The organism is Streptomyces carpinensis (assembly GCF_002154505.1).
Classification (GTDB): domain Bacteria; phylum Actinomycetota; class Actinomycetes; order Streptomycetales; family Streptomycetaceae; genus Streptomyces; species Streptomyces carpinensis.
Genome location: NZ_MUBM01000548.1, coordinates 1 through 644 on the forward strand (window position 1 = coordinate 1; position 644 = coordinate 644).

At 75.5% G+C, this 644-nt stretch carries 1 protein-coding gene; it reads left to right on the plus strand.

Translation table 11 applies throughout. The annotated features are described in order from the left end of the window. Window positions 1-38 precede the first annotated feature (38 nt). Window positions 39-644: HAMP domain-containing protein (locus BZY54_RS45745; protein WP_143668330.1), on the plus strand; the 606-nt coding region annotated here is incomplete at its 3' end.

Genomic DNA, 644 nt, shown 5'->3' on the forward strand with positions numbered 1-644 from the left:
GACCTCACCCCCGCGGTCACCCCCTCGGCGAGTGGGCGATGAGGGTGGCTCGCCCCCGGTGGACCGGGACCCTCGCCATGAAGTCCGCGGCCTTCATCACGGTGATGTGCTGCGCGCTCGCCGCGCTGCTGGGTGTCCTGGTGCACGTCTCGGTGACCGACCAGACCGTCGGTCAGGCGCGTGCGCTGGCGCTGTCCCGGCTGAAGGACGCGACGAACGCGTTCGAGTCCGGGGACACGCTGCTGCCCGGCGCGGGCGTCGATCCCGAGGGGCTGCCTCCGACACTGCGGCGGCTGGCGGCGCGGGGGGAGCGCGGCACGATGGTCGACCGGCACCACGGACGGCCCACGATGTGGGCGGCTGGCCCCGCCGATCACGGCCGGACACTGGCCGTGGAGGTCGACTACTCGCAGCAGGCCCGCACCATCGCCGCGCTGGACGACTCGATCCTGTGGTCGTCCGGGCTGGCGATCGGGGCGACGCTGCTGGTGGGCGCCTTCGCGGTGACCCGGGTGACGCGGCGGCTGCACGCGACGGCGCAGGTGGCCCGCCGGATCAGCGCGGGCGACCTGGACGCGCGCGTCGACGACCCCCTGGCCCGGGAAGCTGCGCACCCCCAGGACGAGGTGGCCGCGGTCGCCGCC